Genomic DNA, 13,093 nt, shown 5'->3' on the forward strand with positions numbered 1-13,093 from the left:
CAATGAGATAGTCCTAATTACTCTTTATTACCTACGCTTCATTGCTTACTCTTCATGACTCAGAATAAAGTTATTAATCGCTTTTGATATCAGGTCTTTTTTCATTGATGTGCGGGAAACGGGTTCGTTGAACCAGAAGCTCATTGGTTGGTCGAAGCCGATACCGTGCATGTAGTTGTAGATTGCTTTACGCAGTCCTTCGCCCAGCATGTCATGATCCGTTCCGGTCGGGTCGGTGAAATCGACATCGTTTTCAGCAAATAAGATCTCTGGGCGTTCAGCAAGGGTGATACCAAATTGCTCTGGGTTCATGCCTATCGGGCTGTGGATGGTGGCGACAAAACGGTGCCAATAGGCTGACTGGAAACAACCTAGTTCCATCATCTGACGCACCATTTCTAGTGAGTCTATGGTTTCTTGCTCGGTTTGTGTTGGGAAGCCATACATTAAGTAAGCGTGAACCATAATACCAGCATCACTGAATGCTTTGGTTACATGGGCTACGCGCTCAACGCTGACGCCTTTTTTCATCAGTTTAAGTAGACGATCTGACGCTACTTCAAGGCCGCCACTGACGGCGATACAACCTGAATCTGCCAGTAATTGACAACGATCTGGGCTAAAAGTCCGCTCAAAACGGATATTGCCCCACCAACTGATCACTACGCCGCGTTCAATGAGACGTTTTGCAAACGCAAATAAGGTTTTTGGTGGTAAGGCTTCATCGACAAAATGGAAACCAGTTTGTCCGGTTTCTTCGACAAGCTCTACGATTCGGTCAACCAGCACATCGGCGCCAGCGGTATCGTAGCGGTCAATATAGTCCAAACTCACGTCGCAGAAGCTGCATTTACGCCAGTAACAACCATGGGCTATGGTCAGTTTGTTCCAACGTCCATCACTCCATATACGGTGCATTGGATTAAGCATTTCACATAAAGACAGGTAGTCACCTAGTGGCAGGCCGTCGTAAATGGGTGCGCCGACCTCAGATTGTGGAATATCGTGCAGCTGTGTGTTTTCATTGAAATGGACATAGGGCTGGCCATTTTCATCCTCTGCGAGGAAATAGGTTCGCACTAAATCGTCTATCTCACGCTTGCCTTCAAAATATTCTAGCAGAGTGATAAGCGGGCGTTCGCCGTCATCCAGACAGATAAAGTCAATAAACTCAAATACACGAGGATCTTTTAGTGCGCGCAGTTCGGTATTAACAAACCCGCCGCCGATGACGATAGGAATGTCTGGATTAATGGCTTTACAGGTTTGGGCAATACGTAACGCGCCCAGCATATTACCGGGAAACGGCACGGTTAATGCGACAACACTTGGTTGGGTGTCTTCCAGATACATCTCGACCAATTGCTCCAAAATTTCAGAGCTGAAACTCGGTTCACCCATTAGGGTGTCGTAGAGGTTGTCAAAACTTGGGTTAGCCGCGGCTAACTTCTCGCCATAACGGCTGACTTCAAAGTAGGGATCAACGCCCTGAGTAATAACGTTCGACAGATCATTAATAAACAGAGTGGCCAGATACTTGGCTTTATCTTGTACGCCTAAATTACCAAAGGCGGCTTGCAACACGTCGCCAGATACCGCTTCCATCTCAGCAATTGCATCAAACGCTGGGCCTTCGGGTAAAAAACGACGCGTGTTAATGCGCATTGCAAGGCTGGGATCTTTGCCTTGTAAAAAGCGAATGGCAGGTTCTACGGTGAGGTGATAACGCTCAAATTCAGCCAAAAAATTAAAGATGACATCTGGCAGTTCGTCGTCTTCAAAGTGTTCGAAGTTTTCTTCTACATGCTGACGAATAATGTCCAGCGCAGGCGTTGTCATCATCTCAAGGAAAAGCTCAATCGCAGGATCTCGCTGAACCGCCTCATAGCCTCGTGAGCGTAAAAAACCGGTTAAATACGCTGTTGCTGGATACGGTGTATTCAGCTGGGTCATCGGTGGAGTCATTAGAAGAACGGTCATAGCCTGCCTTGATCGTAAAAGCGGATAAAAATGAGCTCGCATTCTAACAGTAAAAATAGTTCAAATCCTGTTAATTCCGGCTTTCATCTGGCTTGCTAGTAGGCATCATGTTTTCGCCACATGATGACGATTGGAAGAGAATAGTATTTTTTGAATGATATTAAAGGCTAATGGCTTATCAATGATCAATATTTTGATCTTTTAAATATGAAGGGCAGTTGCCCGTTGTTATTGCTCTTAACAAAGAGCAATAACAACGGGCAACTGATGACGGTTAATTGGTAAGAATAGGCTTTAAATAGCCTGAGCCAAGTTGGCGCATTTGTTTTTCACCCCAAGCGACTCTTTGGCGCAGGTATGGGGTTAAATTGTTAGGGTTTCGGTTACGCGGACTCGGCAACAACACTGCTAGGCGCGCCGCTTCGTTGTTGGATAGATAGCGGGCCGATTTATTAAAATAGTGCTGACTCGCCGCTTCTACGCCATAAATACCTTTACCAAATTCGGCTACGTTTAAGTACACCTCTAAGATACGCTTTTTGCCCCAAATCGCTTCAAGGCTAACGGCCAATATGGCTTCTATCCCTTTGCGAACAAAGCTTCTACCCGGCCAAAGTAATAGGTTTTTGGCGGTTTGCTGGCTGATGGTACTGGCACCACGCAGACCTTGGCCGTCGTCGTACTGGTTAAGGGCTTTAGTTATGGAGGTAAAATCGACCCCGAAGTGCTCTGGAAACAGTTGATCTTCTGCGGCGACTACGGCTAAAGGCATGTGCGCTGGTAGTTCATCAATACTTACCCAGTGCTGACTAACCGGATAATCGCTTTGCAGCATAAATGACGTCGTCGGTGGTGGCACAAATCTAAGCAGCAGTAACAATAGCGCCAGTAATAGCAAAAATCGCCACATGACAAACCATGTCCAACCGAAAAAACCTCGTTTACGATCTGTCATTCACTGCCTCATGTTATGTTTTACGAGCCTGTGTGGGGCGTTGTCGTTTTCGACGTGCAGAGTATAGGATATTGGGCATTAAGGCCAAAGGCTAATCAACGTCGTGCAAACTTTATATCTTAAGTGACGTTTACCTCGTGACGGTGCGTAGAGTCATTAAGTCATGCGGTCCTAATGTCCTTATGGGCTAATTAACTCGGTTGGGTTGTTAACAAAATTGTCTGTATGTCTGCCAAGCTGGTTTGCCATTGATGATAATCAAGCCGAATAGGATAGGCGTTGTTATCGACCATCAGCACTAATGAGGGAAATCCTTGAATGGGAAGTTGGCGAGCAAAATTGATTTCTTTGAGTAATTTATCTTCTGTTTCATCAGCGCTTAATTGCTCTGTGAACAAGTCTGCGGGGATCCCTAATTGAGTCGCAATCGATACCAAAGTATCAACATCAGATGGATTACGCGCATTAAGGTAATAAGCCTGTTGAATGGCGTTGATCATTTGTTGCTCTAGCCCATATTGGCGAGCAATGATGCTAGCTCTGCATGCTGGATACGTTGAACGCCTTGGTTGGCAATGCTGCCAAAAGTCGTGATTAAACACGGTGCCAAGCTGTTGAGTAATTTTTTGCCAGGTTTGTTGTAACATTTGCTGCATGGGTTGCGGCATTGGTTGGTCGGAGTCGGGCGCTAAACCACCGACTAGATAGTGTAGACTCAATTGCTGGCCAAACTGCTGTTGTAGTTGAACTTGCAGAGCATCCCATGTGGGGCGATATCCCCAACACCAACTGCACATTGGATCGTGAACATAATAAAGTGTTGTGTTTGCCATTGTGGACCTCATTGTTAGTTGTTTACTCACTATCGTTTATTTGCTTGTCTATTTACCGTTACCGCAGTTAGGGTCATGTTTTATATTATTCAATCGGTCGGTAAAACAGTAGAAACTAAGGTTGTCATATTAATTCGATAATTCAGTCATATTCATTGCGTAAGCTGTTCCTGATGATGAATTTTTCAGCAAACCATTACAACTGACATTACCGCATTACAACATGGAGCAAAAAGATGACAAGGAAAAAAAGTGTAACACTGGGTATCATTTCAGTTTTAACCAGTACGTTATGGATTTCGGGGTGTAACAGTAACGATAATAATGACACCACTGCAGAAGTGGATAAAAGTGTTAGCGCTCAAGTAGGCCCTAGGCCGCTATTTTTAGTCGGTCAAATGCAAGACAGTGAGTTAAAAGATCAATTAGCGCAATGTGCTTCAAATTCATTTTACCGTACTGACTTTTCTATTGGTCATCGCGGCGCATCAATGCAATTTCCTGAGCATACCAAAGAAGCTTATCAAGCAGCTATCGATTCGGGCGCAGGTATTGTGGAATGTGACGTGACATTTACAGCAGATAAAGAGTTAGTTTGCCGTCACTCGCAGTGTGATTTAGCCACTACCACCAATATTCTTGCTATCCCGGCCCTAGCCAATAAATGTTCAGTGCCATTTTCACCAGCCGATGCCGTCAATGGCGTGAGTGCAACGGCAACCTGTTGTACCAGCGATATTAGTCTTGCAGAGTTTACAACCTTACAAGGCAAAATGGACGGCTTTAACCCCAATGCCACCACAGTTGAAGAGTTTATGGATGGCACGCCAAATTGGCGCACCGATTTATATGCCGGTAATGGCACGTTAATGACTCACGCTGAAAGTATTGCCTTATTCAAAGCTGCTGGAGTAAAGATGACTCCCGAGCTTAAGTCGGCCAGTGTCAGCATGCCATATGATGGATTTACCCAACAAGATTACGCCCAAAAAATGCTAGATGAATATGCCGCAGCAGGTGTTGATGCATCGCAAGTGTTTCCACAATCGTTTAATTTAGACGATGTAAAATATTGGATAGCCAACGCACCTGAATTTGCCGATCAAGCGGTATACCTTGATGGCCGTGACGAGCAAGCTGGATTTGATCCGCAAAACAGTGCCACATGGTCACCGAGTATGGACACCTTAGCGGCAGACGGGGTCAAGATTATTGCACCACCTTTATGGATGCTGGTTACCGTAGGAGACAATAACGCGATAGTGCCATCTGAATATGCCAAAGCAGCAAGTGCCGCTGGCTTGAAGATTATTGCTTGGTCATTAGAGCGTTCGGGGCCACTGAGTCAAGGCGGCGGTGGTTGGTATTATCAGAGTATTGCTGACGTGATTGATAACGAAGGTGATACTTTTGAGCTGTTAGATGTACTGGCAAAAGATGTCGGGGTAATAGGTGTGTTTTCTGACTGGCCTGCCACAGTGACATATTATGCTAACTGTATGAATATGTAAGGCTTAATAACATTCCAGCCTTTCATTTCATTAGGGCTTACACCATAGACTAAAAAGGTGCCGACATTGTTGGCACCTTTTTATTTCAATTAACTATACTCGTGGATGGCAGAGTATTTATTGCTCGCTGCCCAGACAGCCCTAAAGCAAGTTGGTGATGAAAAATGCTAATGTTGCTATTGGTGTCGTATCGAAGTAACTGAAATCGCGGAATAAAGGCGATTTATAATGATGTTATTAGCCTTTAGTCTATATAGATTGCACAGGATGTCAGTGGTAGTGTAACTACATAATAATACTCATAACAATATAAAAAATAAGGATATTGCAGGATGAAATTAACCAAACGTTTTTGCATGATTGGCGCAGCTGCAGCGCTATCTATTAGTACGGCTGTTATGGCCGCGCCGACATTTATCAATATTCTCACCGGCGGAACTAGTGGTGTTTACTATCCTATCGGTGTGGCTTTATCTCAACTTTACAGCAATGGCATTGAGGGCTCTAAAACCTCAGTACAAGCGACTAAAGCGTCGGTTGAAAACCTCAATTTATTACAAGCTGGGCGTGGTGAATTAGCGCTTGCACTAGGTGATTCGGTATCGGCAGCGTGGGAAGGTGATCAGGAAGCCGGTTTTAAAGCACCGCTTAAAAAATTACGCGTTATTGCGGCAACTTATTCTAACTACATCCAAATTGTCGCCAATAAAGATGCCGGTATTAATAGTCTTGCAGATTTAAAAGGCAAACGTATTTCTGTCGGGGCGCCAAAATCAGGTACTGAGCTAAACGCTCGCGCTATTTTTGCTGCTGCAGGACTCAGTTACGACGACATGGGTAAAGTGGAGTTTTTGCCTTATGCCGAATCTGTTGAGCTGATTAAAAACCGCCAATTGGATGCGACTTTACAATCGTCTGGTTTAGGTATGGCTGCCATTCGTGATTTAGCCGCAACAATGGATATCAACTTTGTGGCTATCCCTGCGGATGTTGTCGCTAAAATTAATAATCCTGCTTATCAAGTTGGGGTGATTACGGCCAATACTTACGAAGGCCAAACAGAAGATGTGAGTACGGTTGCGATACAAAACTTATTGGTAAGTCACAGTAAGGTGTCTGATGAGATTGCTTATCAAATGACTAAGCTGATGTTTGAAAACCTAGACCGTTTAGGTACTGCTCACTCAGCTGCTAAGGCGATCAGTTTAGCCACAGCGGCAAAAGATCTGCCTATTCCACTACACCCAGGTGCAGAACGCTATTACAAAGAAGTGAATGCGCTATAAGTAATAGTCTTAAGTTAACAGCGCTTGTTTGGTAAACCCAGCAAGCGCTTGTTTATTTCTGTCTTTCAACCATATTTGCTAACTTCCGTTTTAGATCAAGAGTGACTAATTGAGTCAACGTCATTTTTAGTCCACTCATTTTCTGAGCTGAGGTTATTTAGTTGTAGTAAGTGTCGAGGCATACCATGAGCGATCCAACCCAAATTACCGAACCAGAGCAGGGCTTAAGTGCCGATACTCGCAACTGGCCGAAAGCCTTGTTTGCAGTAGCATTAATTTTTTCTATTTTCCAAATTACCACCGCGGCATTTCATCCAGTTTCGACACAAGTATTACGCGCCGTACACGTGGGCTTTTTATTATTAGTGGTGTTTATTAGTTATCCAGGTATAGGCAAGAGTCAGCCATGGCAACCTTTGGCATGGATACTCGGTTTAGCGGGTATGGCTACCGCAGTTTATCAATGGGTGTTTGAAGCAGACTTAATTCAACGTTCCGGTGACTTAACCCAAAATGACATGATTATTGGTGTGGTGTTAGTGGCTTTAGTGTTTGAAGCCGCAAGACGAGTAATGGGAATAGCCCTGCCGATTATTTGCGGTATGTTTCTGGCCTATGGTTTGTTTGGTGAGTATTTACCCGGTGAATTGATGCATCGAGGTTATGGTTTCGACCAAATAGTTAACCAGTTAGCCTTTGGTACCGAAGGCTTATACGGCACGCCAACCTATGTATCCGCGACCTATATTTTCTTGTTTATTCTGTTTGGTGCTTTTTTAGAGCAAGCTGGAATGATCCGCTTATTTACCGACTTTGCTATGGGCTTATTTGGGCATAAAGTGGGTGGGCCTGCAAAAGTGTCGGTGGTATCTTCGGCACTCATGGGCACCATTACCGGTTCGGGGGTTGCCAATGTGGTCACCACTGGCCAGTTTACGATTCCGTTAATGAAGCGTTTTGGTTATCGGTCTGCTTTTGCGGGGGGTGTAGAAGCCACATCCAGTATGGGCAGCCAAATTATGCCGCCGATTATGGGCGCCGTAGCCTTTATTATGGCAGAAACCATTAATGTGCAATTTATTGAAATTGCTAAAGCGGCGATGATCCCCGCAGTATTGTATTTTTGTTCGGTGTTCTGGATGGTGCATTTAGAAGCTAAACGCGCCAATTTATCTGGCTTACCCAAAGACCAATGTCCAGATCCGTGGGCAGCAATTAAGTTGCGTTGGTACTTACTCATCCCATTATTTATTTTGATTGGCTTGTTGTTTTCAGGTCGTACACCGCTGTTTTCTGGCATGGTTGGCTTAGCACTGACTGCGATTGTGATTTTAGGTTCGGCCATAATTCTCAATCTATCATCAGCTGCTATGCGGTTTGCTTTTTGGATAGCATTAGGGGTGATATGCGCAGGCTTTTTCCAGTTAGGTATTGGGGTGATGTTTGGCGTTATTGCCATGCTGGTGGTGGTTTGTTGGTTTGTTAAAGGTGGTAAAGAAACTCTCACATTATGTTTGCATGCATTAGTTGAAGGTGCACGCCATGCTGTACCTGTAGGTATTGCTTGTGCACTAGTAGGCGTGATTATTGGTGTTGTGTCACTAACCGGTATTGCTTCAACGTTTGCCGGCTATATTCTGGCTGTCGGCCAAGATAACTTATTTTTGTCTTTAGTGCTGACGATGGTGACGTGTTTGGTATTAGGTATGGGGATCCCGACCATTCCTAACTACATTATTACCAGCTCAATTGCCGCGCCAGCGTTACTGGATTTAGGCGTGCCGTTAATTGTGTCACACATGTTTGTGTTTTATTTTGGCATTATGGCAGACCTTACACCACCCGTTGCCCTAGCGTGTTTCGCCGCGGCGCCAATCGCTAAAGAGAAAGGCTTAAAAATCAGTTTATGGGCCATTCGCATTGCCATTGCTGGGTTTATTATTCCGTTTATGGCGGTGTATGACCCTGCGCTAATGCTCCAAAGTGGTGGTGTGCTAGAAACGGTTTATGTGGTCCTTAAAGCGACGGTTGCTATTGGTATTTGGGGCGTGATATTTACCGGCTACTTATTACAGAACCTTTATTGGTGGGAACGTGTTTTAGGCTTTATTGCTGGTGGCTGTTTGATTATGGCGACACCGCTGAGTGATGAGTTAGGTTTTGGTTTGGCACTGGCGTTTATTTTGCACCACGTATGGCGTGCACGTAAGCTAAAACGTTTAGCGCAGGGCGAATAATGCTAGGGCTATGTTTGGGTTTAGCAGGCACGATTTGGGCTCAAGTGCCTGCTGAACAGATGACATTGTCTTGGACTCACACAATTGAGAAAATTCGTTGGGCCGAAGATTATCGATTAACTAATGAAGGTTTTATTTTAGAACAAGCAAGGGTAAAAGGCAGTGGCGCAGGAATGGAAATCCCTGTCGATGCGGTGTTAAAAGATGGCAGTTGGCACTACAAACCGCATTTGCCTATTTTGCCAATGCTAAAGTTGGGCCGCACGCCAGAAGCTGGCGATTATCAGCTATGTGTGTTATCGACTCAGACTGGGCAACAATGCCATTCTATGAGTTATTGGGTGGGTGAGCCTACCACTGAGCAGCCCTCCATTGAGCTATGGGGCTGTGATATAACAAGTTAGTTAATCGACATAATAGATAGGCGTTGAAGCATAAAAAAAGCTGAATCAATTGATTCAGCTTTTTCTTTATTTGAGATGTTTACAACGAGTTACTTTGCAAAGGCATCTTGCAGTGCAGGTACAACTTGTTTTTTACGGCTTAATACGCCGTCTAACCACACGCGACCATCAACGGTAGGTTTACCGTAAGCGCGCTCAGTTAAGTTTGCTGAATCAGAAACAACTAACATTTCTGAACCTTCTTTCATGATATCGGTTAGCAGCAATAATACGCTGTGACGATTGCCTTCAATTTTCAATTTAGCAATATCAGCTTCTAGGTCAGCTTTGATGTCGTCAAATACAGACAAATCGATAACTTCTAATTGGCCAATACCCACTAGGTTACCGTTCATGTTGAAGTCTTTAAAGTCACGCATAACAAGGTCACGCGCTGGCGTGCCTGCAACTGCTGATTTTACTTTAAACATGTCCATGCCGAGTTCTTTAAAGTCTTCTACACCGGCGATTTTTGCTAACGCTTCAACGCAACGGATATCGGCAGTGGTACAGGTTGGAGATTTGAAAATAACCGTGTCACTTAAGATGGCGCACATCATGATACCAGCGATGTTTGCTGGAATTTCTACTTGGTAGAAATCGAACATCATTTTAATGACGGTGTTGCTGCAACCTACTGGACGGATCCAACATTCTAGTGGAGTAGAAGTGGTTAGGTCGCCTAATTTGTGGTGGTCGACAATACCGACGATAGTCGCTTGAGCGATATCATCTGGCGCTTGAGTAATTTCTGAATGGTCAACAATATAGACTTCTTCACCAGCGTAACTGGTTTTATATTCTGGTGCTTCAAAACCAAATTTTTCTAAAATAAATGCGGTTTCTGGTGATAGCTCGCCTAAACGGGCTGCAATTGCCGGTTCATCGATTTGGTTTTTTAAATATGCTAATGCTATAGCACCACAAATTGAATCTGAATCAGGGATCTTGTGACCCACTACATACATTGCCATTGAAAGACTCTCCTATAAAGTTGCCCTGATTTTAACAAGAATTGATCTTCATCGCATTAAAAAATACCACTTCAACGGTTCAACTTACCACATGAGTGTTATCCATGATGATATGCGTGTTTAATTGACAAAAAAAGGCCCCGAGCGGAGAGTCTCGGGGCTTTTTCTATTTTACACAGGGTAAGTGCATATTTTTCTTTAGCTTGGGTATAACAATGATATTGAAGTCTGTTTCAGTGTTCTATTGAGACTATCTCAAGTGCTCTGTCGAGGTGCTTCTTGTGCTCGAATTAACTTTAGCAGACTTCTATCAAATAGCGATGTCTTACTCATAACTCAGTAGTAGGACTGAGCGTTGGTCATGTTTTAAGGTTATACCCGTACCTTTATCACCACTTTGCGGACTTTTTGTGGTGTAGGGCTGGTGCCCGGCATATGGATGTCACCAGGAAAAAACAATGCAAACATGCCCGCTTTTAGCGGAATAAATGCCGCATCATCTTTGTTAGATTCATAGTCGTATTCAGCATAGTCATGCTTGTCAAAATAAGGCTTAGAAGGCGTTTGATTGGCTAACGGTAAATAACCAAATTCTTCTTCACCGCTAACCACATACTGCACATCAATATACTGTTGATGAACTTCAAAGGGTTCGATCTCTTTAGGCTTAGTTTCATAGTCATTGACGATAACGAAAATATCTTTGCCTTCAAGCGGATAGTTGCCCACTTCAAGCTGGCTAAAGTCGGTGTCCGCGAGATGAGCTAATGCTTTGGCTAATCTCGGGCTAAGTTGAGTGTATAGGTGGCGATTTGCTAAAGTATCAACAATCATAAAAATTCCGTAAGATAAGAACCATAAAAATATGCTAGCGTGTTAGCGCTAAAGCATACAGTTTTACAAAGATAACAGCATTACAAATATAAGAAGGATTGTACATTGCCTGCATTACGTTTACTTGCTGGACCAACGGCTTACGAACAACTAGAAGCGAATGGCTTAGATCAATCATTGTTTACTCAGCTCTTTGCTGCATCAGGCGGGCCTAAGTGGCTGGCGATAGCAGGCTTAGATAAATATTTATTTAGTGAGTTTTTTCAGGGGCGCCAAGATCCTCTTTATACTATGGGCGCATCGTCGGGTGCGTGGCGTTTAGCTTGTATGGCGCAACAAGATCCATTAGCGGCTTATGAACGTTTAGAACATTTTTATATTCATCAGAATTACGAAAAAAAGCCGACGCGTGAACAAGTCAGTGCCCAAGTATTGCAAATTGTTGATGGCATTTTAGGTGAACAGCAAGGCGCTGATATTATTGCTAATCCGTTAATTCGTCATCATATGGTGGCCTGCCGTGCCCGTCATTTAAATCGCATTCATGCCAAATTTGGCTTAATGGTGGGATTGTCGATGGCAGCGGTAAGTAATGTCATCAATCGAAAAAGCTTAGGCTGGCACTTCGAGCGGGTTATTTTAAGCCATAAAGACGCAGCATCACCTTTTAGGCGCCTGAAAGATTTACCCACCAAACATGTTGAGCTAACTCAAGACAATATCCGTCATGGATTATTAGCGACCGGATCGATCCCGCTATTGCTTGATCCGGTAAAAGATCTGCAAGGTTCGCCAAAAGGCCATTATTACGATGGAGGCATAACCGATTATCATTTTGATATGCCATTACCCGCAGCGACAGGGTTAAGTTTGTATCCGCACTTTTATCCGTACATGAGCCCTGGTTGGTTTGATAAATCTTTGTTGTGGCGTAAAGCGAAAGCGAATTATCACAATGGATTAATTTTAGCACCGAGTAAGCAATTTATTGCAAGCTTACCGTTTAGTAAAATTCCTGACCGTGAAGACTTTAAAAATTTAGATACTGAAAGTCGAATTGCTTATTGGCAGCAAAGCGTGCAACAAAGCCAGGTATTAGCTGACGAGTTTGCTGAGATTGTCGCTTCCGGCACTATTATGGATCGTATTGAGCGTTTATAAGATCCAATAAATTGAATGTTTTTTGTACTTTTTTTGAAAGATAGTCGTATTGATTAAGGTCTATTGAAGTAGGGCGTAGCGAAAACGGGTGGTTATGTCGGTAGTAAGCATTATATTATGCTGCTTAAGTTGTTGAATAATTAACCACTGCTACACTTGTTTCATTGATTTGACTTTGGTTCAGTAACTTCACCTATGGTGTAGGAGGCTGTTATGCAAACAAAAGAAGTAGCATTACTGATTCAAGATGCTGTGCTATTACCCGGTGGACGACTTGAAATTCGAGTTGTGGCACCGAGTGATTTAGCCATGGTTGCCGATGTATTAAAAGGTCACTATGGTTTAGCATTTGCGCCATTAAAAGTGAATAGCGAACTGCCTTGTTATATTGCAGCAACCCAATGCAATATTATTGATTTCAACCAGTTAGGTGATGATTCTTTAAGCATCGTTGTTGAGGGAACACAGCGTCTTAAAATTTTATCTGCCGCGCAAAAACGAGATGGTTGTTGGATTGCTCGTGCGCTCCCTTGCGCTAATTGGTGCCATGAGCCCATTGCGGGTGAGTTTGAAATTATCAGCGCCGCACTTGAACAATTTTATCAAGTGAATCCAGATTTACTGGAATTGTATTCACAAACGCATTTAGAAGATGCCGCTTGGGTGAGTCAGCGTTGGTTAGAGGTTTTACCTATGTATAACCGTGATAAGCTGATTTTAGTTGAACAACCTAATTGCCATAAAACCATGGATTTTGTGCTGCAATTACTAAAATCTCACGTGGATGTATAAGCGCAATATTGTGTTATCGGTATCGTGATAATCAAGATACATTTTCGGCCTAGCCTGATAAGATACCTTCTCGTTTGAACCTTACCT

Annotated in this window: 11 protein-coding genes; 6 read left to right on the plus strand and 5 right to left on the minus strand. The window is 43.6% G+C overall.

Annotated features, from left to right (window positions below):
* Nucleotides 1–45: 45 nt before the first annotated feature.
* The 3 genes from AAEY97_RS06830 to AAEY97_RS06840 all read right to left on the minus strand — a co-directional run bounded on the left by AAEY97_RS06830 (nt 46) and on the right by AAEY97_RS06840 (nt 3,768).
* Nucleotides 46–1,980: a B12-binding domain-containing radical SAM protein gene (locus AAEY97_RS06830; RefSeq protein WP_350997574.1), complete on the minus strand. Its 1,935-nt coding sequence runs from the start codon at nt 1,978–1,980 to the stop codon at nt 46–48.
* Nucleotides 1,981–2,254: 274 nt separating this feature from the next.
* A complete protein-coding gene (gene mtgA, locus AAEY97_RS06835) occupies nt 2,255–2,935 on the minus strand; it encodes a monofunctional biosynthetic peptidoglycan transglycosylase (protein ID WP_350997576.1) in 681 nt (226 codons plus the stop codon).
* A 191-nt stretch (nt 2,936–3,126) separates the two neighbouring features.
* Nucleotides 3,127–3,768, minus strand: coding sequence for a DsbA family protein (locus tag AAEY97_RS06840; protein WP_059745728.1), 642 nt, complete (start codon nt 3,766–3,768; stop codon nt 3,127–3,129).
* Nucleotides 3,769–4,004: 236 nt separating this feature from the next.
* On the opposite strand from AAEY97_RS06840, the gene AAEY97_RS06845 reads away from it, so the two are divergent.
* From AAEY97_RS06845 to AAEY97_RS06860, 4 genes are all read left to right on the plus strand, one after another.
* Nucleotides 4,005–5,279 carry a glycerophosphodiester phosphodiesterase family protein gene (locus AAEY97_RS06845; protein ID WP_162023942.1) on the plus strand — a complete coding sequence of 425 codons (1,275 nt, stop codon included), beginning with the start codon at nt 4,005–4,007 and terminating at the stop codon, nt 5,277–5,279.
* A gap of 332 nt (nt 5,280–5,611) precedes the next feature.
* Nucleotides 5,612–6,565, plus strand: a complete 954-nt coding sequence (locus tag AAEY97_RS06850; RefSeq protein WP_011638983.1) for a TAXI family TRAP transporter solute-binding subunit — start codon at nt 5,612–5,614, stop codon at nt 6,563–6,565.
* A gap of 203 nt (nt 6,566–6,768) precedes the next feature.
* Entirely contained in the window at nt 6,769–8,802 is a 2,034-nt protein-coding gene (locus AAEY97_RS06855) for a TRAP transporter permease (RefSeq protein ID WP_162024405.1), read from the plus strand.
* Nucleotides 8,802–9,206: a DUF1850 domain-containing protein gene (locus tag AAEY97_RS06860; protein ID WP_350997578.1), complete on the plus strand. Its 405-nt coding sequence runs from the start codon at nt 8,802–8,804 to the stop codon at nt 9,204–9,206. Before AAEY97_RS06855 ends, AAEY97_RS06860 begins: the two co-directional genes overlap by 1 nt.
* A gap of 89 nt (nt 9,207–9,295) precedes the next feature.
* On the opposite strand, the gene AAEY97_RS06865 is transcribed toward AAEY97_RS06860, so the two are convergent.
* Together AAEY97_RS06865 and AAEY97_RS06870 are read right to left on the minus strand one after the other, a co-directional pair.
* The gene (locus tag AAEY97_RS06865) at nt 9,296–10,219 is read right to left on the minus strand and encodes a manganese-dependent inorganic pyrophosphatase (RefSeq protein WP_350997581.1); all 924 of its coding nucleotides are present in this window, start codon (nt 10,217–10,219) and stop codon (nt 9,296–9,298) included.
* Between the two features lie 372 nt (nt 10,220–10,591).
* The gene (locus AAEY97_RS06870; RefSeq protein ID WP_102036963.1) at nt 10,592–11,053 is read right to left on the minus strand and encodes a NanQ anomerase/TabA/YiaL family protein; all 462 of its coding nucleotides are present in this window, start codon (nt 11,051–11,053) and stop codon (nt 10,592–10,594) included.
* 105 nt (nt 11,054–11,158) lie between these two features.
* On the opposite strand from AAEY97_RS06870, the gene AAEY97_RS06875 reads away from it, so the two are divergent.
* A complete protein-coding gene (locus AAEY97_RS06875; RefSeq protein ID WP_350997584.1) occupies nt 11,159–12,214 on the plus strand; it encodes an alpha/beta hydrolase in 1,056 nt (351 codons plus the stop codon).
* 213 nt (nt 12,215–12,427) lie between these two features.
* Nucleotides 12,428–13,006, plus strand: a complete 579-nt coding sequence (locus AAEY97_RS06880) for an LON peptidase substrate-binding domain-containing protein (protein ID WP_192114144.1) — start codon at nt 12,428–12,430, stop codon at nt 13,004–13,006.
* The last annotated feature ends 87 nt before the right edge of the window (nt 13,007–13,093 follow it).

This window comes from Shewanella sp. TB7-MNA-CIBAN-0143 (assembly GCF_040310065.1).
Lineage (GTDB): Bacteria > Pseudomonadota > Gammaproteobacteria > Enterobacterales > Shewanellaceae > Shewanella.